15 protein-coding genes and 4 tRNA genes are annotated in these 22,367 nt (G+C 60.3%); 2 read left to right on the top strand and 17 right to left on the bottom strand.

Going from position 1 to position 22,367, the window contains the following annotated elements; translation table 11 throughout:
• Positions 1-663: 663 nt before the first annotated feature.
• Both F2P46_RS28595 and F2P46_RS28590 read right to left on the bottom strand, forming a co-directional pair.
• Positions 664-1,638 carry a hypothetical protein gene (locus F2P46_RS28595; RefSeq protein ID WP_166896651.1) on the bottom strand — a complete coding sequence of 325 codons (975 nt, stop codon included), beginning with the start codon at positions 1,636-1,638 and terminating at the stop codon, positions 664-666.
• A gap of 22 nt (positions 1,639-1,660) precedes the next feature.
• Positions 1,661-2,404, bottom strand: coding sequence for a hypothetical protein (locus F2P46_RS28590; RefSeq protein WP_166896649.1), 744 nt, complete (start codon positions 2,402-2,404; stop codon positions 1,661-1,663).
• 188 nt (positions 2,405-2,592) lie between these two features.
• On the opposite strand from F2P46_RS28590, the gene F2P46_RS28585 reads away from it, so the two are divergent.
• Positions 2,593-4,806 carry a hypothetical protein gene (locus F2P46_RS28585; protein WP_166896647.1) on the top strand — a complete coding sequence of 738 codons (2,214 nt, stop codon included), beginning with the start codon at positions 2,593-2,595 and terminating at the stop codon, positions 4,804-4,806.
• 178 nt (positions 4,807-4,984) lie between these two features.
• Here the strand turns inward: F2P46_RS28585 and F2P46_RS28580 are convergent, their stop codons facing one another.
• The 13 genes from F2P46_RS28580 to F2P46_RS28520 all read right to left on the bottom strand — a co-directional run bounded on the left by F2P46_RS28580 (position 4,985) and on the right by F2P46_RS28520 (position 16,301).
• Positions 4,985-5,164, bottom strand: coding sequence for a hypothetical protein (locus F2P46_RS28580; RefSeq protein WP_166896645.1), 180 nt, complete (start codon positions 5,162-5,164; stop codon positions 4,985-4,987).
• Positions 5,161-5,469 carry a hypothetical protein gene (locus F2P46_RS28575; RefSeq protein WP_166896643.1) on the bottom strand — a complete coding sequence of 103 codons (309 nt, stop codon included), beginning with the start codon at positions 5,467-5,469 and terminating at the stop codon, positions 5,161-5,163. The genes F2P46_RS28580 and F2P46_RS28575 overlap by 4 nt, the downstream gene beginning before the upstream one ends.
• A gap of 115 nt (positions 5,470-5,584) precedes the next feature.
• Positions 5,585-6,949 carry a tetratricopeptide repeat protein gene (locus tag F2P46_RS28570; RefSeq protein ID WP_166896641.1) on the bottom strand — a complete coding sequence of 455 codons (1,365 nt, stop codon included), beginning with the start codon at positions 6,947-6,949 and terminating at the stop codon, positions 5,585-5,587.
• A gap of 122 nt (positions 6,950-7,071) precedes the next feature.
• Positions 7,072-9,003 (bottom strand): SurA N-terminal domain-containing protein, encoded by a 1,932-nt coding sequence (locus F2P46_RS28565; RefSeq protein ID WP_166896639.1) that lies wholly within the window; start codon positions 9,001-9,003, stop codon positions 7,072-7,074.
• A gap of 208 nt (positions 9,004-9,211) precedes the next feature.
• Positions 9,212-9,288, bottom strand: a tRNA-Asp gene (locus tag F2P46_RS28560).
• Between the two features lie 32 nt (positions 9,289-9,320).
• Positions 9,321-9,397: transfer RNA gene (locus F2P46_RS28555), tRNA-Asp, on the bottom strand.
• A 30-nt stretch (positions 9,398-9,427) separates the two neighbouring features.
• Positions 9,428-9,503: transfer RNA gene (locus F2P46_RS28550), tRNA-Val, on the bottom strand.
• Positions 9,504-9,569: 66 nt separating this feature from the next.
• Positions 9,570-9,893, bottom strand: a complete 324-nt coding sequence (locus F2P46_RS28545) for an HU family DNA-binding protein (protein ID WP_368737970.1) — start codon at positions 9,891-9,893, stop codon at positions 9,570-9,572.
• 96 nt (positions 9,894-9,989) lie between these two features.
• The gene (lon, locus tag F2P46_RS28540; protein ID WP_166896638.1) at positions 9,990-12,413 is read right to left on the bottom strand and encodes an endopeptidase La; all 2,424 of its coding nucleotides are present in this window, start codon (positions 12,411-12,413) and stop codon (positions 9,990-9,992) included.
• Between the two features lie 284 nt (positions 12,414-12,697).
• The gene (gene clpX / locus F2P46_RS28535; protein ID WP_166879493.1) at positions 12,698-13,966 is read right to left on the bottom strand and encodes an ATP-dependent Clp protease ATP-binding subunit ClpX; all 1,269 of its coding nucleotides are present in this window, start codon (positions 13,964-13,966) and stop codon (positions 12,698-12,700) included.
• A gap of 219 nt (positions 13,967-14,185) precedes the next feature.
• A complete protein-coding gene (clpP, locus tag F2P46_RS28530; RefSeq protein ID WP_166879491.1) occupies positions 14,186-14,803 on the bottom strand; it encodes an ATP-dependent Clp endopeptidase proteolytic subunit ClpP in 618 nt (205 codons plus the stop codon).
• Positions 14,804-14,840: 37 nt separating this feature from the next.
• Complete coding sequence (gene tig / locus F2P46_RS28525; RefSeq protein ID WP_166896636.1) at positions 14,841-16,181, bottom strand: trigger factor; 1,341 nt, start codon at positions 16,179-16,181, stop codon at positions 14,841-14,843.
• 33 nt (positions 16,182-16,214) lie between these two features.
• Positions 16,215-16,301: transfer RNA gene (locus tag F2P46_RS28520), tRNA-Leu, on the bottom strand.
• A gap of 274 nt (positions 16,302-16,575) precedes the next feature.
• Here F2P46_RS28520 and F2P46_RS28515 point away from each other — a divergent pair.
• Positions 16,576-17,895: an MATE family efflux transporter gene (locus F2P46_RS28515; protein WP_208296812.1), complete on the top strand. Its 1,320-nt coding sequence runs from the start codon at positions 16,576-16,578 to the stop codon at positions 17,893-17,895.
• 180 nt (positions 17,896-18,075) lie between these two features.
• On the opposite strand, the gene F2P46_RS28510 is transcribed toward F2P46_RS28515, so the two are convergent.
• Positions 18,076-21,177: an efflux RND transporter permease subunit gene (locus tag F2P46_RS28510; RefSeq protein ID WP_166896632.1), complete on the bottom strand. Its 3,102-nt coding sequence runs from the start codon at positions 21,175-21,177 to the stop codon at positions 18,076-18,078.
• Positions 21,174-22,340 (bottom strand): efflux RND transporter periplasmic adaptor subunit, encoded by a 1,167-nt coding sequence (locus F2P46_RS28505; RefSeq protein ID WP_368737968.1) that lies wholly within the window; start codon positions 22,338-22,340, stop codon positions 21,174-21,176. The genes F2P46_RS28510 and F2P46_RS28505 overlap by 4 nt, the downstream gene beginning before the upstream one ends.
• Positions 22,341-22,367: the final 27 nt, after the last annotated feature.

The raw sequence follows: 22,367 nt of genomic DNA, 5'->3' as shown, positions 1-22,367 counted from the left end.
ATGGACTGAAATGAAGGAATAGCCTTTGCCGAGGCCGTCAGGCTGGCCCGAATCTTTGAAAAAAGTGCTCATCAAGGCGCCCGTTTCGGCTCGTTAGCGTCGCCTCACGACGTTTTGCAAGAGGCTCAATTGGCCATGTCAACATGCGCTCTCGCCGCCTTTATGCCATTAGTAAACACGTTGCCCGAACACGGGCCGATAATCTTGCCGGTGATGTCACCACCGCCTCCTCCCGCGCTGCCTGCCGAGGAACTGCTGGGCGGCGTATGACCAACCGGGTCACCCAATCTTGCTGCTTGCGGCATGCCTCAACTCCCCAGGGACAGGTCGGGACCGGCGCCTGACTTCAGCATGATCAATATGCCCGGATGGTTATCCTTGCACTGAAATATGTATAAGGAATTCTCGTTGAGGTGCGCCGAAAACTCGAGAGAAGCGTGTTCCGGATAGGTTTGTATTGACGGTGGTTGTCTCATAGCATATGTATGTGTTTTATTTTATGTTTTCTGCACCTTACGCACACGCCGTATGCCGGCCTGACGTGTGCCGTTGACATGGGCGGCAACGTGCGTCTTTTCGTGGCGGGAAGAGCAGGATTACGTTACTTTTGCCCGGTGTGAAGAGCATGATCGCTACAATCAAGCGTACATCACAGTCCGCGGCTTACTCGGCAGGTCCCGGGGAAGTACGAAGATATTGAGCCTTTGCCGTCAGCGGCACAGTAACCTGACGCAAAGGGTTGTGCCGGGACAGCGGCGCTACAGCCTGAAATTCGGCCGACAAGCGACAGTCCTTTGGAACAGGCCCGGGCCGCATATTGATCGCAGTAAGAATCGCCGCATAAGAATGCTTTTCGATCCTGACGAAACTGCCTTCCATTCCCTCCCTCACCAGGGAATCACTTATATCGGCATTGCAGTCGACAAGCCGCTTTCCGACCAATCTGAATGCGGCCGGTCTTGCAGCGTTGTTTTTTACCAGAATCGTTACCAGCCGAAGTTTATCGTCGTCCAGGGAATCAACTGTCGACGTGACCGACACATTGTCCGGCTCAACGTCCGCTTCCTGTGCCGGTTTACTGATAACAATTCGACTGTTGACTTCTTTACCGTCGGCCTTATCCGTTATCGTTACGTCGATTTCGCACGGCAGTGCCGTAAATAAACCGACAGGATAGTATCGATGTACAAACGATTTCGCAGAGACTATCGCAACGGTGGCCAATCGTTCAAATTCGCTATAAGGTCGCGGTATTCCCGGAGGCTCCCACTTGGTAAGCGACTTGTCATTCATCGCCGGACCCCGCTTAGTTAACACACACGATTGTCGATTTGCCGCGCGGGGCTTTCCCTCATCAAAGCCAAAATCCACAGCGAAGGTCTTTGGATAATCTTTGTCATTGTACAATACAATATTGACTTCAGGAGCCAATAATGAATTCTGCGTCTGAAAAACAAGCGAGCGAATTTCTCCCGCCGTCGCGTTCCCTGTCAGATTGAATACGACCGGGCCCGCTAAAAGAAGGAACTTTTTCGTCAGCCGCCCCCGCCCCGGTTTTCGAGAATCGAATTGTAAAGCCACCTTAAAAAGACGCCCAAATAGCTCGTCCACATAGTCGCGTTTGTTCTCAAGCATCATTGTTCATTCCCCGATCCGGCATTCAAGAGATCAGATGCCGGAATGTCGGCTCGATGTTTTTCGCATGCAGGAAGCGCACGATATCTTCCAGCGTGGCGTCGCGCAGCAGCAAACCATCGGGCGCATCGGCGCCAGCCGGAATCACTGGCTTGCTGACAGCCGCTGGCGCGCCATGCGCGTGCCCGAGCACGTCGATGGCATGCTGGAACTGCGCGGCGCCGATGCGGTCCAGCCGCTCCAACAACGCGGCCTGGGCGGCCAGCGGGGGCGCCATCTCCAGGCCCGACTCGTCGGCAAACGCGGCGCCCAGGCCGGCATCGATGAACGCGGCCCACTTGCCGCTCTGCGGGTCCAGGCAAGGCGGCAGTTCCACCGGCGCGCCGGCCGCGTCGGCAAACGGCGCCATTTCTGGCACATAGGCCTTGCGCACCAGTTCCAGGAAGGTGCGCACGTGCGCAATCGGTGTCGGCGCCTCCAGCGACAACCACAAATAATAGCCATCCGACGCCGAGATGCTGACCGCCGGCGCGGGAAAGCCCAGTTCTGCCTGCAAGCCATTGGCCAGCGCGCACAGATGCGTCCAATGCTGCGCTTCCCCGGCGCCGGGCGTCTTGCGGAACGGGATGACGACGGCGCGCGTCACGTCGCCGTCGGCCAGCGCGATGGCGAGCGCGCTGCGGCCCGCGCGGCGCTGCGCAAGCAGGTCCGGCGTCAAGGCGCCTGCGGGAATGTACAAACGGCTCAGTTCCGACATCATCTTTTGCATCTGTTTCTTTCAATCCGGCTGGCTACCCTGCGTAGCCAGTGGCGCATTTTGCCACAGCGCGGCGCCCCTGCGGCCTGCCTTACCTATCAAATCTGTAGCAATTAATCATGGTTTTCATGACATCGCCGCTGGCGCGGACCGCCACGCGGGCCTATTTTCGAACTCCAACCAATAACAAAGTAGCCGCAATGTCGACCAAGCAAACCCAAGAGCGCAGCGTCACGCTGGAAGTACAGGCAAGCGTCGCCGAACGCCCGGATGACCTGCCCACCATCATCGGCTATGCCTTCAGCCAGGGCGGAACGCTGCTCGACATGCAGCAGCTCGACAAAGAAGGCCGCGCGCGGCTGACCGTTCCGGTCGGCGCCGAAGGGCAACAAGTGCGCGTGGTGCTGGGGCCGGAGGTGGACAAGGACGCGCTGGACGTGGGCGAGGTACTGCGGCGCGGCGGTATCGACCGCCACGTCCCGGTGCGCCCGAATACGGAGCGCATCCCGCCCGTGCTGTTCGATCTGAGCCCGGATCTGTGGCGGCGCTGGATCGGCCGCCTGTGCGTGGTGCGCGGCACGCTGCTCAAACGCGTGGTGTCAGGCGGCGTCGTACTGAACCTGCCGATATGCAACGCCAGCGTCGATATCTACGAAGTCGACCCGTGGCCGATCATCATCGCCGAGCTTCCCCAGCTCGAGATCGACCGCCTGCGCGATATCGTCGACGGACCGTGGCCGCCGTTTCGCCTGCCGATCCCGCCGCGCCCGCCCGAGCCATTCCTGGACGCCGGACTGGACGATCCGCTGCTGAGCGTCGCCCTGAACCCGCAGCCGCTCCCGCCGCGCCAATTGCAAGCGTCCGCCTTGCAGCACGTCGACCAGCTTGCCACCGACCAGGTCCGCGCGCTGGGCGCGCTCACGCTGCCGCCCGACCTGGTGCTGGCGGCCAGGGCGCCGCGCCCGGTCTTCGAGCGCGCCGTCCTGACCCACCTCGACCTGCTGCGCCCCCTGTTTTGCTGGCTTTTCCCGTTCGGGGTGCGCAAAACCAGGATTGTCACGGTGACGACCGACGAATGCGGCCACTTCCGCGCCCTGATCTGGCGCTCGATCTTCAACTTCGACCAGCCCGACCTGTACTTCATCGCGCGCCAGCGCATCTGGCCCGGCTTCTGGGTCACTATCTACGAACCGAAACCGGTGCTGTGCCATACCTGGTGGAACTATGTGTGCGGCTCGGAAGTCACGCTTATCAGCACGCATCCGCTGGCGCACGCCTGCCCGCCCTGCCCGCCCGTGGCCGCGCCCAACAACTGGGTGTTGTTCATGGGAATCGGCAACACGTCGGTATGGCGCATCCACGGCGCCAACGACAGCACCCGGATCGGCGCCGCCGGTTTCGATCCGGCCAGGCAAGGCTTGCTGGATGGCAGCGGGCCATGGGGCGGATCGCTGCGCCCCCGGCTCGAATTCGACAGCTCCCTGCGCGCCGACCTGGGCGTGTATTACTACCGCGTGTCGTACAAGCGCACCAGCGAAGACGAATCGTCCTGGCGCCCGAGCGTCGAGGCGATCAACCGCCACTATACGCACGAGGTAGGCGGCGACCTGATCCTGGAGCAGTATCCGCTGGGGCCACGCACGGTCGGCAGCACCGCGCATCTGTACGAACTCCCGCCGGCGCTGCCGCCGACCGGCCAATGGTCGATCCCGAACGTCGTGCTCGATACGCAGAACGCCGTCATCCCCACGGCGGCGGTCGCGCCCGGCGTGCCGTTCGACCTGAACGGGGTGGCGACAGGAACCGATCAAGGTGGCCTGTGGCAGATCCGGATCGAGCTGTTCAATGCAGCCGGCAACCTGGTCGATCCCGAGGCGCTGGGCATCAAATGGCGCGTGCCGGCCACCGACACGCTGACCGGCACCATTCAAACCCAGGATGCGTCCCTGCTCGGGCTGGTGGACGCGGCGCTCAAGCGCATGGTGCTGACGGTGCGGGTGGACAATAATCCCACCTTCGCCCGCATCGACGCGCCCGCCGTCGGCGGCAGCATGGCGGCCGATGAATGCGGCGTGATGCATTACGGCGAATCGGCCCAGGCCGTGGCCGTTCCCTTCCTCGCGCTGCAACTGAACCGCTTTGCCAGCTATTCCTTCTATGTGCAGCGCGGGGCGGTGTCGCCGCCGGAATACAGCCTGGCGGGCACGGCGGCGGGGAGCGCGGCCGGCATGGCGGGCGCAATCCCGCCGTCGCCGCCGGTCGATCCGCTGCCGACCGTGGGCAGCCTGCTCGACGCTTGCAGCCTGGCGGGTTTTACCGAGCAGCTGTACGTGGCGCACAGTGGGACCGATGGCTGGTCGCGCCTGAGCGCCTACGACAGCAGCGCGGCGCGCGCCTTCGTGCTGGCGCCGTGAGCGAGCGCGCCGCGGGCGTGTGAACCCCGCGCATCCGGATGAACAAAGTCAACGGGGCCGACTGGCAGCCGGCCCCGTTGACTTCCCCAGAAATGTGGCTGAATATGATGAAGCCGATAGCATCGTCTCGCGAATGGCAACGCCAAGATTAGCGCAGGGAGATTGAATCCGCGCTTCACTAATCAAAATCATTAGGTTTGCCGACGCTATCAAGAGCGGGCGAGATATTCTTTTTGGCCAAAATTGCTTTTAATTCGCCTCGACTATCATTGAAGTCGCCGTTCATGGCCCCGTTTGGGCTCAGATCATTGAGCGGTTCAGCCACAAAATTGGCTATGCCAACATTGACTGCCGTCAAAATTTCACCCAAGAGAAAGGGCCCAAATTTCTTCTTCCCAAGCAAAATATAGATTGTTTCTTTTTTTGCTCGAACACCAAGCCAAAGGAGGAATCAGCCGCTATAAATTTGCAACGCTTTGCGCCTTTGCTCAATTTATCCAGGCAATATATCAGTTCGACAACGGACAGGTACACCATATTCAAAAGGCGCGAATCGCTGGTCGTCGAGATTCGTTCGCCATCAAAAACGAACTCAAGATCGCCCATGTCACAAACATGAGCCATTTCGTCCTTATCAAAACGGGAAATTTTGAATTCAATCACGTCGCACTCCCTTGCTGCATAGGCTGGCGGGCTTTACCGAGCAGCGGTATGTGGCGCACAGCGGGACCGACCGCTGGTCGCGCCCGAGCGTCTACGATAGCAGCGCGGCCGCAGCTTAGGCCGCGCCGGCCGCGTCGGCCATCGCCACGCCGTCCCAATCGGCCACGACAGGCTCTTTGTAGAGGAAAGCTAGGCTGTCGGCGGCATCGTAATACCGTGCGAATCCCTCGTTCCTGGCCACCGCCATGGCATGCGCGGCCAGCGCTTGGGCATGCTCGCTGCGCTTGTAGTGATACAGGCCGAGCAGCCAGTGCGCGCTCGCCATGTCCGGCTGGTAGCTCACCTGGCTGGCCAGGTCCGCGCGCGCGCGTTCCAGTTCGCCGGCCATCAGGTGCGCTTCGGCGCGTAGGTTGAACGCCTGCCCCAACAAGTGCCGGTCGCCCCCCATGTCGCGCAGATGCTCGATGGACAGCGTGGCCAGCTCACGCGCGACATCCGCCTGGCGGCACACCAGCGCGCAGGCAGCGCCTTGATTTGCCGCATCATTGCGCAAACCCCTTTGCCGCGATGGAAACAAGTCACTTGCCCTGCGATAGAAGGCGATCGCCTGGGCGAACGCGCCGGCGCCCATCAGGGCGTTACCCATGCCCAGCCATGCCTCGTAATACGCCGGCGACAGGATCGCGGCGGCGCGGTATGCGGCAAAGGCAGCGGGCCACGCGCGCGCCGCCAGCTCCGCACGGGCCAGCCGCATGGAGGGCATGCAGGCGAGCGAAAAACCGTCGATGAAGATCGATTTTCCACGCGCTAACGCCGCTTCGATCGCGTGGATCTCCCAGTCGATGCGGTCCGACCCGTACGACGTGGCCTCGCCCGCCAGCCCCGGGCGCAGCACGTACACGCAATCATGGTAGGGAAAAACCGGATTGGGCAGGTCGAGCGTGGCGGCGTATTCGCCGTCGTCCATCAAGAACACCACGGTCTCGGGCGGCAGTTCCAGCTCGTCCACGCGGTAATACCAGGAAAACACATAGGGTGTGTCGAGCCGGATCGCCGCAGGCGTCACCATGAAAGCGCCATCGTCCGCCTCCAGCACCGCATAGTAGCGGGCGTGAACGCGCCCACCGACCGGATAGTGCATATGCCAGTCATCCCGGTGCACCGTATCGCAAAACACATCGCCGCTGGCGTACAGCAAATGCCGGTTTGGCCCTTCGACCTCGACGCTGCCGTCGACCACCAACAGCACATCGCGCGAACGCCCCAACGCGGCCAGTTGCGCGGCACTGATGGCGATATCGCCTTCGATGAAGATCAACTCGGTGTCCTGGTGCCGCTCGCTGAAGTCGTCGTCCTCCCCCTGCTCCGCCAGATAATCGTCTTCAAGCTCGGCCAGGTCGGGAAAACGATCAACAAAGGCGTCGATGCGCAGGCGCGGGTAATCGTTCCATGATGTCAACGCGGGAAAATTTTTGTGCATGGTGTTCCAGGTATTGGTGAAGATCGGCGAACGATTCCCGGGCGCTTCCGACACGCCCGCAGCGGGCATAAAAAAACCCGGCAGCGCGAGCGACCGGGTTTTTATACGACCCAACAGCGCGATTACTTCGCTGCGGGAGCGTCTTTGGCGTCGGCTGCGGCCACCTCGGTCTTGACGATGATCTTGGCCTTGGCCTTTTCTTTGAGCGCATCGACATAACCGCGCATCTCGACCTGGCCGAGGCGCTCGGCGATTTCTTGCTGCTCGGCGGTGCGGCGCGCTTCATCCACCTTGGCCGGCTGCGATACCTTGCTGATGCGATACACACCGTAGCCGATGCCAGGAATCTCGACACCAACATAGGCCGGCAGCTTGCTCGCGTCGGCTTTCAGGACCACGGGCAGCGCCGCCTGATTGACCGCCGTCGGGGTGGCACGGCTGACCACCTTGGCAGCGCCGAAGCCGGCAGCGTCGCCGCTGGCCTTGGCTGCGGCGATCTTCGCTTCGCCGGCTTTCTTGGCCAGGCTGATCGCTTCCTGCTGCGCCACACGCATGCGGATGATGTCCTGCACTTCGGCCAGCGGACGCTTGGCGGCCGGCGAGTACTCGACGATGCGGGCCGCGACCAGCATGCTCGGCTTGACTTCGATGGCTTCGGTATTGTGCTTGTTCTTGACCACGCTGTCCGAGAACACGGCGCTGAGGAATTTAGCATTGTTCAACGGCGACTGGGCCAATGCCGGATTCGGCGTGCGCGTGACGTTGTCGAGCGTTTCGATCTTCAGTTTCAGCTTGTCGGCGACCGGCTTCAGGCTGGCCGACTGGTCGTACACGGTTTCGGTGAAGGTTTGCGCCAGTTCCGAATACTTCTTCGACATCTTCGGCTTCTTCACTTCAGCCACCAGCGCATCCTTGACTTCATCGAGCGGCTTGACGGTTTCCGGCGCCAGCTTGGTGACGGTGACGATGTGGTAACCCTGGTCCGACTCGACCACGTCGCTGATGTCGCCTTGCTTGAGCTTGAACACGGCCGTTTCGATTGCCGGGCTGATCATCTCGCCCTTTTTCGCCTGGCCCAGCTCGCCGCCCTGCTCGGCCGTCGAGACGTCCTGCGACTTCGCTTTGGCCACATCGGCAAACGTAGCCGGCGCCTTGCGCAACTCGGCCAGCACAGCCTCGGCCTTGGCCTTGGCGGCGGCTTTGTCGGCCGCGCTCGCGTCTTTGGCGAACTTGAACTGGATGTGGCTGTACAGACGCTCTTCCGGGGTGGTGAAGCGCTTGCTGTTGGCTTTGTAGAATTCGGCGACTTCGGCATCGGTCACGCTGACCATGCCTTCGACCGCGGCCGCGTCGAGCACCACGTAGTCGATCTTGGCTTTTTCCGGCACCTGGAACAAGGTGGCGTTCTTGTCGTAGAAAGCCTTGATCATCTCGTCGGTAACCTTGACCTGGGCCTGCTGCTCGCTGGCCGGGAACAGCATTTCCTGCACTTCGCGCTCTTCGTCGAAAATGTTCGACATGCGCGTGGCGACCGTGCGCGGCAGGAAGGCGGTTTCCTGCACCGTGCCGGTCAGCTGGCGCAGCACGAAATTGCGGCGCAGGCTCGCTTCGTACTGGGCCGCCGTCATGCGCGCATTGACCAGCGCCGCCTTATAGACATCGACGTCGAACTTGCCGGCGGTCTTGAATTCATCATTTTGCTGAATCGTGTTGACCAGCAGATCGTCGCCCACGGTCAGGTGGCTGCGTTCGATTTCCGCTTCGACCGCGCGCTGCGCGATCAGATTATCGAGGATTTCGCGCTTGAATTCAGGCGTGTCGAAGCGCTTCTGGTCGAACTGCGCACCCATCATGGTGCGGTATTGGTCGACCTGCTGGCGCTGTGCCTCTTCCCATTCGGGCTGCGTGATCTTCTTGCCGTTCACATTGGCCACGACAACGGTGCTGTCCGCGTTTTCGTTGGTGGCCATGCCACCGACGACCAGGAACGAAGCGGCCAGCAACACCAGCATGACCTGGATCCAGCGCTTGTGATTGCGAATAAATTCAAACATGGTTTGCCAATTCGAGATAAATAAAATTGCGATGGAATGCGATTAAAACGCACATATAAAAAAAGGCGAACTTTCGTTCGCCTCTTCTTTTTTTGACAGGACTGCCAGGACCCGGCCGCCTTGTGCGAACCATGGAGTTCCGTACAGGCCACTCCTGAACCCCGGCGCACCCTCCGAACGGAGACTGCACCATCGTACTGCTATATGCTGGCGGAGCGGACGGGACTCGAACCCGCGACCTCCGACGTGACAGGCCGGCATTCTAACCAACTGAACTACCACTCCTCGAATCTCGAATGAAACAGCGTATTTTTTATTGGCGGAGCGGACGGGACTCGAACCCGCGACCTCCGACGTGACAGGCCGGCATTCTAACCAACTGAACTACCACTCCGTAAAAAATACTGCACAACATGCCGGGCTCTGGTGGGGGCTGAGAGGCTCGAACTCCCGACCCGCGCCTTGTAAGGGCGCTGCTCTACCAACTGAGCTAAACCCCCGAAAGCACACCTGTGTCACCAGGTGTTACCGACATTTTCCGGTGATTGTCACCTCACCGAAGGACATTAGTTTACTGCATCTTTAAGCGCTTTACCAGCTTTAAATTTAGGAACTTTCGCCGCCGCGATCTTGATCGCTTCCTTGGTGCGCGGATTGCGCCCGGTACGCGCGGCGCGCTCGCCCACCGAGAAGGTGCCGAAGCCGACCAGGGTCACGCTGTCGTTCTTTTGCAGGCTGGCGGTGACGGCATCGATCATGGCGTCGAGCGCGCGCGTGGCCGAGGCCTTGGTGATGTCCGCCGACTTCGCGATTTCTTCGATCAATTCTGTTTTGTTCACTTGTGCCCCATTACATAAGAGTTGCGGCGAAAAGAAATCCGCAGCGCGTATTAAACAAGCCGTCCATCCGCCTGTCAAGCCAATTACCAACCGTAAAAAAAGCAAGCGTCACGAGGACGCTTGCTTCTGTACTGCACTAGCGACGGATTAGTGTTTCACGACGTCCGTCTGCGGGGCCACGCCATCGACCGCGGTGGCGGCGGCGGCGGCAACGGCGGCGACGGCCGGTACTTCCACCACCGGCGTCGGCATCCGTTCGAGCGCGATTTCGAGCACCTTGTCGATCCAGCGTACCGGAACGATTTCGAGCTTGTTCTTCACGTTGTCCGGAATGTCGGCCAGGTCCTTGACGTTCTGCTCCGGAATCAAGACCGTCTTGATCCCGCCGCGATGCGCCGCCAGCAGTTTTTCTTTCAGCCCGCCGATCGGCAGCACTTCGCCGCGCAAGGTGATCTCGCCCGTCATCGCCACATCGGCCCGCACCGGAATGCCGGTAAACACCGACACCAGCGCCGTGGTCATCGCAATACCGGCCGATGGACCGTCTTTCGGCGTGGCGCCTTCCGGCACGTGAATGTGAATGTCGGCTTTTTCGAACACGTCATTCTTGATGCCGAGGCGGTTGGCGCGCGAACGCACCACGGTGCGCGCCGCTTCGATCGATTCCTTCATCACGTCGCCCAGGGTGCCGGTGCGGATCACGCCGCCCTTGCCCGGCATTTGCACCGCCTCGATGGTCAACAGATCGCCGCCCACTTCGGTCCATGCAAGGCCGACCACCTGGCCGATCTGGTTCTCTTTCTCGGCCACGCCGAAATCGTAACGGCGCACGCCCAGGAACTTGTCGATGTTCTTGCCGTTGACCGTGACCTTTTTATCGGCCTTTTTCAACAGCAACATCTTGACGACCTTGCGGCAGATCTTCGAGATTTCGCGCTCGAGCGAACGCACGCCGGCTTCCCGCGTGTAGTAACGGATGATGTCGCGGATCGCGCTTTCGGCCACGGCGATTTCTTCTTCCTTCAAGCCATTCGCCTTGATCTGCTTGGGCAGCAGGTAACGCTGGGCGATGCTGGTCTTTTCATCTTCCGTGTAACCGGACAGGCGAATGACTTCCATGCGGTCGAGCAGCGCCGGCGGAATGTTGAACGAATTCGAGGTCGCCACGAACATCACGTCCGACAGGTCGAAGTCGACTTCGATGTAGTGGTCCGAGAACGTGTGGTTCTGTTCCGGGTCCAGCACTTCGAGCAGGGCCGAGGACGGATCGCCGCGGAAGTCCGCGCCCATCTTGTCGATTTCATCCAACAGGAACAGCGGGTTGCGCACGCCGACCTTGGCCAGCGATTGCAGCACCTTGCCCGGCATCGAACCGATATACGTGCGGCGGTGACCGCGAATCTCGGCTTCGTCGCGCACGCCACCCAAGGCCATGCGCACGAACTTGCGGTTCGTGGCCTTGGCGATCGATTGGCCAAGCGAGGTTTTACCCACGCCCGGAGGACCGACGAAGCACAGGATCGGCGCCTTCAGTTTGTCGACGCGTTGCTGGACCGCGAGGTATTCCAGGATGCGTTCTTTCACCTTGTCAAGGCCATAGTGATCGCCCTCGAGGACTTTCTCGGCGTTCGACAGGTCGTTATTGACCTTGGATTTTTTCTTCCACGGCAGGTTGACCAGGGTGTCGATGTAGTTACGCACCACGGTCGCTTCGGCCGACATCGGCGACATCAGCTTGAGCTTCTTGAGTTCGTTGGTAGCCTTGTCCAGCGCTTCCTTCGGCATCTTGGCGGCGATGACTTTTTTCTCGAGTTCGTCGATATCGGCGCCATCTTCGCCCTCGCCCAGTTCTTTCTGGATCGCCTTGACCTGCTCGTTCAGGTAGTACTCGCGCTGCGATTTTTCCATCTGGCGCTTGACGCGGCCACGGATGCGCTTTTCCACTTGCAGGATATCGAGCTCGCCTTCGAGCTGGCCGAGCAGGTGCTCGAGACGCTTGGCGACATTGAAGATCTCGAGGATCACCTGTTTCTGCTCGAGCTTGAGCGGCAGATGGGCGGCAACGGTATCGGCCAGGCGGCCGGCGTCGTCGATCCCTGCCAGCGAAGCGAGGATTTCAGGAGGAATCTTTTTGTTCAGTTTGACGTACTGGTCGAACTGCTGGACGATCGCGCGGCGCATCGCCTCGACTTCGGAATCGTCGCCGATTTCCGAACTGAGCGGGGTCAGGTCGGCGATAAAGTGGGTCGGGGCATCGCTGATGTGGTTGATGCGCGCACGCTGGGCGCCCTCGACCAGCACCTTGACGGTGCCGTCTGGCAGCTTGAGCATTTGCAGGATGTTGGCCACGCAACCGATCTCGTAGATGTCGGACGCGGATGGCTCGTCTTTGGCTGCGGCTTTCTGGGCCGCCAGCATGATGCTCTTGCCCTGCTCCATCGCCGCTTCCAGCGCCTTGATGGATTTAGGACGGCCAACGAACAGTGGGATCACCATATGCGGGAAGACGACCACGTCGCGCAACGGCAGTAAGGGCAGCGTCGTTTGCTCGGTTAATTTGGAAGTTGTCATGGCATACCTTATAGAAAGCGTGTTTACGATATTGGCACCATCTGCCAAAACACAAGACCGGCGGATAAAATATTTCTACAAGTTATTTGAATATTCATCAACTTGATTCAAATACAACCGGAATAATCTAAAAAAACTTTATCGGAACATCAAATAAAAAAGCCACCGCGCAGCGCTTGCGCTGCGAGTGGCTTTTCGAATGAAGCCTGATTCTTTTATTGAGGTAAATTGTACCGCCAAGAATTCAGGAATCAATGCTTTTGTTGCGTCCGCATCGCAGAATTTCAGTTTTCGCCGGATGCTTTGGCGCTTTCGCTGTAAATCAGTAAAGGTTTTGCGCCGTTCGTGATCGAATTTTCATCGATAACGACCTTGATGACATTCTGCTGATTTGGCAATTCGTACATCACATCGAGCAGTGCATGTTCAAGAATGGAACGCAAACCGCGCGCACCGGTCTTGCGGGCCAATGCCTTACGGGCAATCGCGTGCAGAGCGGCCGGACGGATTTCCAGTTCCGCGCCTTCCATTTCAAGCAACTTGGAATACTGCTTAATCAAGGCATTCTTCGGCTCGATCAGGATCTGGATCAGCGCTTCTTCGGTCAATTCGGACAAGGCGGCAACCACCGGCAGGCGGCCCACCAGTTCCGGAATCAGGCCGAACTTGATCAAGTCTTCCGGTTCGGCTTCGAGCAGCACGTCGGCGCTGGCGCGCTGGGACTCGCTCTTGACGCTGGCAGAGAAACCGATGCCGCTCTTTTCCGAACGGTTCTGGATGATCTTGACCAGGCCGTCGAACGCGCCGCCGCAGATGAACATGATGTTGGTCGTGTCGATCTGGACGAAATCCTGGTTCGGATGCTTGCGCCCCCCTTGTGGCGGCACCGATGCCATGGTGCCTTCGATCAGTTTCAGCAAGGCTTGCTGCACGCCTTCGCCGGAAACGTCGCGGGTAATCGACGGATTGTCCGATTTACGCGAAATCTTGTCGATTTCATCGATGTAGACGATGCCGCGCTGGGCCTTGTCGACTTCGTAGTTGCAGCTTTGCAGCAGCTTCTGGATGATGTTCTCGACGTCTTCGCCCACATAACCGGCTTCGGTCAGGGTGGTGGCGTCGGCGATCACGAACGGCACGTTGAGCATGCGCGCCAGGGTCTGGGCCAGCAGGGTTTTACCCGAGCCGGTAGGACCGACCAGCAAGATGTTGCTCTTTGCCAGTTCGACTTCGTCTTTCTTGCCCAGGTGCTTGAGGCGCTTGTAATGGTTGTAGACCGCAACGGACAGGATGCGCTTGGCGGTTTGCTGGCCGATAACGTACTGATCCAGCAATTCCTTGATCTCGTTCGGGGTCGGCAGGTCCGACTTGGCGCCGGCCACCGTTTCGACGTTCGAGGTCTCGTCGCGGATGATGTCGTTACACAGGTCGATGCATTCGTCGCAGATGAAGACGGATGGACCTGCGATGAGCTTCTTCACCTCGTGCTGGCTCTTGCCGCAGAACGAGCAGTAGAGAAGTTTTTCGCCGCTGGAGGATTTTTTTTCTGACATGGGGCAGGGTTCTCTTGAATTGCTATAAGTGTAACGCGAACAGACGCGCAACATGAGTGTGCGCTAACAGCATGCTACCCGAAATAAAAACGAAACGCCCGAACGTTGTAGCGCCGGGCGTTTTTTCAGCAACACCACAGGTGAACGTCACGATCACGCTGCCGCACCCCGGACTGGCCGGTTGGGCGGCGCGTGGCCATGACGACCCGCGCTGGCAAGCTATTCGCGCTTCGCAAGGACTTTGTCGATCAGGCCATACTCAGCAGCTTCTTCGCCCGACATGAAACGGTCGCGGTCGGTATCCTTGTGGATCTGTTCCATCGTCTTGCCCGTACGTTCGGCCAGGATGTGGTTCAGGCGCTCACGCAGGTAGAGGATTTCTTTCGCCTGGATCTCGATATCCGAGGCCTGCCCTTGCGAGCCGCCCGACGGCTGGTGAATCATGATGCGCGAGTTAGGCAAGGAAAAACGCTTGCCCTTGGCGCCCGCCGCCAGCAGGAAGGCTCCCATTGAGGCCGCCATCCCGGTGCACAGGGTCGACACGTCCGGCTTGATGAAGTTCATCGTATCGAAAATCGCCAGGCCGGCCGAAACCGATCCGCCAGGCGAGTTGATATACAGCGAAATATCCTTGTCCGGATTCTCGCTCTCGAGGAACAGCAGCTGGGCGACGATCAGGTTGGCCATCTGGTCATGCACCGGCCCGACCATGAAAATCACGCGTTCCTTGAGCAGGCGCGAGTAAATATCGTACGAGCGCTCGCCGCGGCCGCTTTGCTCCACGACCATCGGAATGAGGCCGAGTGCTTGTGTATCCAATGCCGGATTATGATTCATACCTGTCTCTTCCTTTGTAAGCAGCCTAAAGCCAACTTTAAGCTTGTGCGTTGCTTCCCATCAACTCGTCGAATGCAACAGCCTTGGCTGTGACTTTCGCGATACCGAGTACATAGTTAACGACGTTTTCTTCCAATACAAGAGCTTCGACTTCCGACAGGCGGCGACGATCGCTGTAGTAGTACTTCAGTACTTCACGCGGATCTTCGTAGCTTTGAGCGAAATCTTCGATCTGTGCCTTGACCTGCTCAGGGGTTGCCTGCAGCTTGTTGTCGCCAACGAGTTGCGACAGGATCAAGCCCAGGCGCACGCGGCGCTCGGCCTTGGTGGCGAACAGTTCTTGCGGGAATGGCATGTCTTTGACATCCATGCCGCGCTGCGCCATGTCCTGGCGGGTCATTTCAGCCAGGCGGTCCGCATCCTGGGCGATCATGACTTTAGGAACTTCCATTTCGGTGACCTTGACCAGGGCATCCATCACGGCTTCCTTGTTGCGTGCCTTGACGCGGCCCGCGACTTCGCGTTCCAGGTTGACTTTGATGTCAGCGCGCATTTTTTCCAGGTCGCCATCTTCCATGCCCAGGGACTTGGCGAACTCGGCGTCAACTGCCGGCAGGTGCGCCCATTCCAGCTTTTTCAGGGTGATGGTGAAGTCGGCGGTTTTGCCGGCCACGTCAGCACCGTGGTAGTCCGCTGGGAAAGCCAGTGGGAAGGTTTTCGCTTCGCCGACCTTCAGGCCGACGGTAGCGGCTTCGAATTCCGGCAGCATGCGGCCTTCGCCGAGCACGAATGCGTAGTCTTCAGCTTTGCCGCCTGGGAATTCAACGCCGTCGATCACGCCGACGAAGTCGACGGTGACGCGGTCGCCATTGGCTGCGATCGGCTCGCCGCCGTCGCCGTGTTCGCCGGCTTCACCCTTGGTGTGGTAATGCACGCGCTGCTTGCGCAGGATGTCGATGGTCTTTTCGATTTCCGCATCCGACACGTCGGCTTTCACGGTGTCGATCTCGACACCCGACAGGTCGCCGATGACGACTTCAGGATACACCTCGAAAGTGGCGTCGAACGACAGCACGCCTTCGGCGGAATCTTCCTTTGGTTCGATTTTTGGAAAACCGGCAACGCGCAGCTGGTTCTCGTTCGCAGCTTCGTTGAATGCGCGGCCGACTTTATCGTTCAGCACGTCCGATTCGATCTGGTAGCCGTATTGTTGCGCAACCATTTTCATTGGCACTTTACCTGGACGGAAGCCAGGTGCCTTGGCCGATTTGGCCTGCTGTTTCAGGCGCTTTTCCACTTCCGTACGGACGTCAGTCAGCGGAAAAGAGATCGTCAAGCGACGTTCGAGTTTACCCAGGGTTTCGACTGCAGTTGCCATGTAAAAATCGTCCAAAAAATAGTATTAAACTCGTGGTGCGAGGAGGGGGACTCGAACCCCCACACCATTGCTGGCGTCAGGACCTAAACCTGGTGCGTCTACCAATTTCGCCATCCTCGCGGGATCGCATCCGGCGCCACCATGGGCGGCCGCATGCACCTTTCCATCTGAAAAAACAAAGGGCGCCCGACAGTGAAACCGGCCGCCCTGCACTGCCTTTGTTAGGGGCTACAACTTCAACCCGGTATTTTACTGGATTTTCTGACCACATAGGGCGTTTTTTGAATCGGACTCGGGCGGCGTATAATTTGGAAACGTTTTCAGTCCCTTAAAGAAATACCTCCGCATGTCTTCCAATCATATTAACAAAGTCCGCAAGGCCGGATTGTTCGCCATGACATGGCCCATTTTTATCGAGCAGCTCTCGCATATTTTGCCGGGCGTGGTCGATACCTTCATGGTCAGCCACCTTGGCGATTCGGCGGTGGCCGCTCTGGCGGTGGCCAACCAGATCGTCGGCTTTTGCATCATCCTGTTTTCATTCGTCGGGATCGGCAGCGCGGTGGTGCTGACCCATTACCTGGGCGCGGGCGACCGCGCCGGCGCCGAGCGGGTGGCGGCCACCGCGGTCGGCATCAACTTCTGGCTGGGGATGATCGTCAGCCTGGCGATCTGGGCGTTTTCAAACGACATGCTGCGCCTGCTGCACTTGCCGCCGTCACTGATGCCGTACGCGCAGCCCTTCCTGGCGCTGATGGGCGGCACCCTGTTTCTGGAATCGATCAATATTGCGTTCGGCTCGGTGCTGCGCGCGCACGGGCACATGCGTGAAGCGATGGTCGTGTCCATCGGCATGAACGTGCTCAACCTGATCCTGAACGTGGTGCTCATTTTCGGCCTGCTGGGCGCGCCGAAAATGGGCGTGATCGGCGCGGCGCTGTCGACCGTCATCAGCCGCGCCGTGGCCTGCGTGGCGCTGGCCTGGGTGGTGCGGCGCCAGCTCAAGCTGGGCGTGCGGCTGGCGTGGTTCGTGACCCTGTCGCGCGCGCCCCTGGCGCCCATCCTGCGGATCGGCTTGCCGGCGGCGGGCGAGAATCTGTGCTGGCAGGCCAGCTTCATGGTCATTACGTATTTTGTCGGGCAGATGGGCGTGGTCCAGCTAGCGACGTTTTCGTATGCGATCCAGCTGTCGATGATCATGATGATGCTGGGCATTTCGATCGGGATCAGTACCGAGATCATGATCGGGCACATGATCGGCGCGGGCGAGTTCGACGAAGCCTACCGCCAACTGTTGCGCAGCCTGCGCGTGGGACTGGGGGTGACCGTGGTGACGACCTGCGTGGTGGTGCTGCTGGCACCGTGGTTGCTGGGGTTCTTCAGCAAGGACCCGGCGATCGTGGCCGGTGGCGCGGTGCTGCTGAGGATCAGTTTGTTGCTGGAGCCGGGGCGCACGTTCAACCTGGTGGTGATCAATTCGCTCAGGGCCACGGGCGACGCGAAGTTTCCGGTATTCATGGGGGCATGTTCGATGTGGGGCGTGGCGGTGCCGCTGGCATGGCTGCTGGGCCTGCATCTGGGCTGGGGATTGATTGGGGTCTGGATCGCGTTCACGTGCGACGAGTGGGTGCGCGGGCTGGCGATGTATGCCAGGTGGAAGAGCCGGGTGTGGGAGAAACACGCGCACGCGGTACGGGCGCATGTAGCGGCTTGAGTAGCGGAACGGCATGCATCGCCGCTACCTTCCGCTTCGTCGCCCCCGCGCCAAGGCGGCCCTCGGCGGGGGCCCAAGTTCGTAGCTCAGTTAATAGCTGCGGAACACACTTGGATCCCCGCCAAGGGGGCCGCCGAGGCCGGGAACGACGCAGCGGAGGGTGCGGGTATAGCGGAAGCTCTACGAGCGCAAGGCGACTGCGTCGACAGGCTTTTTCACCCTGAAGCAAGTCGCATACAAGGCCGGCAGGAACAGCAAGGTCAATGCCGTCGCCACCACCAGCCCGCCCATGATGGCAACGGCCATCGGTCCCCAGAACACCGAACGCGACAGTGGAATCATCGCCAGCGCGGCCGCAGCGGCCGTCAGGATGATCGGCCGGCAACGACGCACCGCCGCTTCGATCACCGCATTCCACGGCTCCGCCCCCGCAGCAATATCTTGCTCGATCTGGTCGACCAGGATCACCGAGTTACGGATGATCATCCCGAACAGCGCAATCACGCCCAGATTCGCCACGAAGCCGAACGGCCGGTTCAAAATCAGCAAGCCCATCGCCGCACCAGCCACGCCCAGCGGACCGGTCAGGAACACCAGCAGCGAACGCGAGAAGCTGTGCAGTTGCAGCATCAGCAGGGTGAACACGATGAACAGCACCAGCGGCACGTTGGCCGCGATCGACGCTTCCGCCGCCGCGCTGTCGGCCGCAGCGCCGGCCAGCGAGATCGTGTAGCCAGGCGGCAGCGCCGCGCGCAGGTCAGCCAGCTTCAGGCCGATCTGATCCGACACGGTCGGCCCCTGGATGCCGTCGACCACATCGGCCTGCGCCGTGATCGCCCATTCGCGGCCCTCGCGCCACACCACGCCCGGTTCCCACACAAAGTGCGCACGCGCAATCTGCGAAATGGTCACCGACTTGCCCGATGCGGTCGGGATATTGGTGTCGTTGAGCACTGCGATGGTGGCGCGCTCTTCGACCGGCTGGCGCACCACGATGTCGATCAGCTTGTTGTCTTCGCGGAACTGGCCGATGGTGGTGCCCGACAGGATAGTATTTGCCGCGCGCATCACCGTCTGCGAGGTCACGCCCAGCGCGCGCAGTTTCTCCTGGTCCAGGTCAAGGCGCAGCACCTTGACCGATTCGTTCCAGTTGTCATTGACGCCGATCGCGTTCGGATTGGCGCGCATGATCTCCTTGACCTTGTCGGCAAAGTCGCGTACGACCGCGATTTCGGGACCGGCCACGCGGAACTGCACCGGATACGGCACCGGCGGCCCGTTCGGCAGCAGCTTGACCCTGCCGCGCACTTCCGGGAAATCCTTGCTGAAAATGTCGACAATCTTCAGGCGCAGCGACTCGCGATGCTCGAGCCCGCGCGCCAGCACGACGATCTGCGACACGTTCGATTGCGGGAAGATCTGGTCCAGCGGCAAGTAAAAGCGCGGGCTGCCGTTGCCGACATAGCTGGTCACGCTCTCGACATTGGCTTCCTTGGCCATCAGCTTCTCGAATTTTTTCACCAGCGCTTCGTTGGCCTTGAACGCGGTGCCTTCCGGCGTCCACATCTCGACCATCAGTTCAGGCCGGCTCGAATCCGGGAAGAATTGCTTCTCGATGAACTTGAAGCCGAATACGCCCAGGAAGAACACGCCCAGGCTCAGCGCGATGGTGGTCTTGCGCCACGTCACGCACCAGGTGACGACGCGGCGGAAGCGCTGGAAGCCCGGGGTATTGAACATGTCGTGCTCGCCCTCGCCGGCCGCGTGCGGCTTGACCTTGAGGATCATGTAACCGATGTAAGGCGTAAACACCACCGCCACCAGCCACGAAATCAAGAGCGCGATCGCATTGACCGAGAACATCGAAAACGTGTATTCGCCGGCCGTCGACTTGGCCAGGCCGATCGGCAAGAAGCCGGCCGCCGTGATCAGGGTGCCGGTCAGCATCGGCATCGCGGTCGAGGTGTAGGCGAAGGTAGCCGCATCGAAGCGCGACATGCCCTCCTCCATCTTGCGCACCATCATTTCGACGGCGATGATGGCGTCATCGACCAGCAGGCCGAGCGCGATGATCAGCGCCCCGAGCGAAATCTTGTGCAAGTCGATGTTGAAAAAGCGCATGAACAAGAAGGTAATGGCGAGCACCAGCGGAATCGTCAGCGCCACCACCAGGCCCGGCCGCGCATCGATGCGCAGCGGCTTGGTATGCAGACCCAGCGCCAGGAAACTGACCGCCAGCACGATCACCACCGCTTCGATCAGCACCTTGATGAATTCGCTCACCGAGGCCGTCACCGCGCGCGGCTGGTCCGATACCCGTTCGAGTTCGATGCCGACCGGCAGCTTGGCCTTGATGCGCGCCACTGTTTCGTCCAGGCCCTCGCCCATCGCAATGATGTTGCCGCCCTTTTCCATCGACACGCCCAGGCCGATCACTTCCTTGCCGTTGAAACGCATCTTTTCGCGCGGCGGATCTTCGTATTCGCGCTTGATGGTGGCAAAGTCGCCCAGACGGAAGGTGGTGCCGTTGGCGCGCAGTTCCAGGTTTTCCAGGTCCTTGGCGGTGGTCAGGGCGCCCGTCACGCGCACTTGCAGGTTATCGGTCGCGGTGACCAGCACGCCGGTCGCTTCGACCGAGTTCTGGGTGGCGATCTGGCCGGCGATGACTTCGAAGGGTACGCCGAGCTGCGCGAATTTTTTGTGCGAAAACTCGATATTGAGTTTTTCGGCCTGCACGCCGAACTGTTCGACTTTCGACACCAGCGGTACGCGCAGCAATTGCTGGCGCACGAAGTCGGCGTATTCCTTGACCTCGGCGTAGTTGAAGCCGTCGGCCGAGAGCGCGAAAATCGAGCCGTAGGTGTCGCCGAATTCATCGTTGAAGAAGGGCCCGATCACGCCCGCGGGCAAGGTGCCCTTGATGTCGCCGATCTTTTTGCGCACCTGGTACCAGGAGTTGGCGGTCTCGCGCGGCGGCGTCGATTCGCGCAGTTGCAGGATGATGATTACTTCGCCCGGCTTGGAATAACTCTTGATCTTGTCGATATAGGGCGTTTCCTGCAGCGTTTTTTCGAGCTTGTCGGTGACTTGCTCGGCCATCTGCACCGCGGTCGCGCCCGGCCAGATGGCGCGCACCACCATCACGCGGAAGGTAAACGGCGGATCTTCATCCTGCCCCAGGTTCATATAGCTGATCACCCCGCCCAGCAACAGCGCCACGATCAGGTAGCGCGTCAGCGGGATATGTTCGAGTGCCCAGCGAGAAAGATTGAATCCCTTCATTTGGCGACCTCGACCTGAGGTGCGGCCGCGCTCTTTTGCACAGGCGCAACGTCACTCGACGAGGACTCCGGTGGCAGGATCGTCACTTTCTGGCCCGGCTTGATCAGGTTCACGCCGGCCGTCACCACGGTCTGGCCGGCCGTCACGCCACCGGCCAGCACCACGTCGTTGGCGGAGGTGCCGGCAATGGTCACCGGCACCATGCGTACCACGCCCTTGTCGACCACCCACACCGAGGTGGTGTTCTTTTCATGATACAGGGCCGTCAGCGGCACCTTGATCTGCGGTGTGGCCATGGTGCTGGCGAACTGCACCATGGCGGTCATGCCCAGCTTGACGTCGGCCGCGCTGTCGGGAATCGAGACCTTGACCGCGTACGTACGGGTGGCTGGGTCGGCCACCGGCGAGACTTCGCGCACCTTGCCTGGGATAACCACATCCTTGTTGGCCCACAGGCGCACGGTCACGTCGGTCAGTTTGCGCAATTGCTCGACTTTATCTTCCGGCAAACCAATGACGATTTCCTTCTCGCCCATCTTGGCCACGCGCACCACCGGGGTGCCGGGGGAGACCACCTGCCCCACTTCGGCGTCCACGGCGGTGACCACGCCATCGACATCCGATACCAGCGTTGCATAACCGGCCTGGTTGGATTGCCCGAAATACGCGGCCTGGGCCGCGTCGACAGTGGCCTGGGCCGAACTGTAGGCCGATTGCTTGGCGTCCAGCACGGCCTGGCTGACAAAATTCTTTACGCGCAATTCCTGATAGCGCTTCAGTTCCGCCTTGGCCAGGTCGCGCCCGGTTTCGGCGGCGCGCAGGTTGGCCTTGGCCTGGGCCTGGGACAGCTTCAAGTCTTGCGGGTCGAGCTGCATCAGCACCTGGCCCTTCTTGACCACGGTGCCGGGGTCGACCTTACGCGCGGTAATCTTGCCGCCCACCCGGAACCCGAGACGCGATTCGACCCGCGCGCGCACCTCGCCGGCGAACTCGGCGTTAACGCCGACGGTGCTCGAACTGAGCACGATGGCGCGCACCGGACGGATGTCTTCCTTTTTCTCCACGGGCTTGGAACAGGCTGCCAGCAAGGCGGCCATGACAGCGGCGCTGAGAATGGTCGTCGGTGCCAAAGGTCTTTGGCGCAGGTTTTTCACGGGGAACACGGTGTTTTCCTTTACTATGCGGTGGGC

Source organism: Massilia sp. CCM 8734, assembly GCF_011682155.1.
Lineage (GTDB): Bacteria > Pseudomonadota > Gammaproteobacteria > Burkholderiales > Burkholderiaceae_D > Telluria_A > Telluria_A rubra.
The sequence above is the reverse complement of the archived record's forward strand: the minus strand, read 5'-3'. Positions and strand labels throughout refer to the sequence as shown.